This is a genomic window from Luteibacter sp. KNZ12-1A (assembly GCF_056755675.1).
In genome coordinates this window covers 1-841 of record NZ_JBPGXU010000202.1, presented here as the reverse complement: position 1 = coordinate 841, position 841 = coordinate 1, and the positions used below count along the sequence as shown (strand labels likewise).

Sequence of the window (841 nt, the reverse complement as noted above, 5' to 3'; positions counted from 1 at the left end):
ATCCCCCGCCTGTTCGCCATCGCGGCCCTCGCCATCGTCACGCCGGCGATCGCCGCCACGGCGGCCAAACCCGAACTCAAGGTCACCACGCTCGATGGCAAGGCGTTCGATCTCGCCGCGCAGCGCGGCAAGTGGGTGGTGGTCAATTACTGGGCCACCTGGTGCGTGCCGTGCATCAAGGAAATGCCGGACATTTCCAACTTCGTGAAGAGCCGCAAGGACGTCTCCGCGATCGGTCTCGCGTTCGAGGACACCGAGGCCGGCGATATCGTCGCCTTCCTGCGCAAGCATCCCGTCGTGTATCCCATCGCTCAGGTCGACGTCACCGCGCCACCGAAGGATTTCGATTCGCCCAAGGGCTTGCCCACCACCTACCTGATCGCGCCGGACGGCCATGTCGCCCAGCGTTTCGTGGGCCCGGTCACGGCGGAAAAACTCAACGAGGCCATCGCCAAGGGGGCGTGACATGAAAGCCGCGCGGTTCGTCGTCGGGGGAAAGGTGCAAGGCGTGTTTTTTCGCGCGTCGGCGCGCGAGCAGGCGATCGCGCTGGAACTCACCGGTCATGCGCGGAATCTCGTCGACGGCAGCGTGGAGGTGGTCGTGTACGGCGACGCCTCCGCGATCGACCGCCTGGAAACCTGGCTGCGCGACGGCCCCGACGCGGCCGAGGTCGACCAGCTCTATCGCGAGGAGATCGGTGCGCATGACGCGCCGTCGGAGTTCCTGGTCAAGTGATGTCGGGCCGGGCCCGTGGTTTGTGTGGGAGCCGCTTCAGCGGCGATCCCGCGGCAGCGGGCGGGGCGGCGGCAAGCGGCCCTAGCCGCTGAAGCGGCTCCCCCC

2 protein-coding genes are annotated in these 841 nt (G+C 67.5%); both read left to right on the top strand.

The genetic code is table 11. The features are described 5' to 3' along the window. Complete coding sequence (locus ACR9ZJ_RS19345; RefSeq protein ID WP_481288686.1) at window positions 1-465, top strand: TlpA family protein disulfide reductase; 465 nt, start codon at window positions 1-3, stop codon at window positions 463-465. A gap of 1 nt (window position 466) precedes the next feature. After that, window positions 467-736 carry an acylphosphatase gene (locus ACR9ZJ_RS19340; protein WP_481279648.1) on the top strand — a complete coding sequence of 90 codons (270 nt, stop codon included), beginning with the start codon at window positions 467-469 and terminating at the stop codon, window positions 734-736. The last annotated feature ends 105 nt before the right edge of the window (window positions 737-841 follow it).

Coding starts and splice junctions, on each gene's coding strand:
- ACR9ZJ_RS19340 (WP_481279648.1), top strand. CDS start 467: ATGAAAGCCGCGCGGTTCGTCGTCGGGGGAAAGGTGCAAGGCGTGTTT.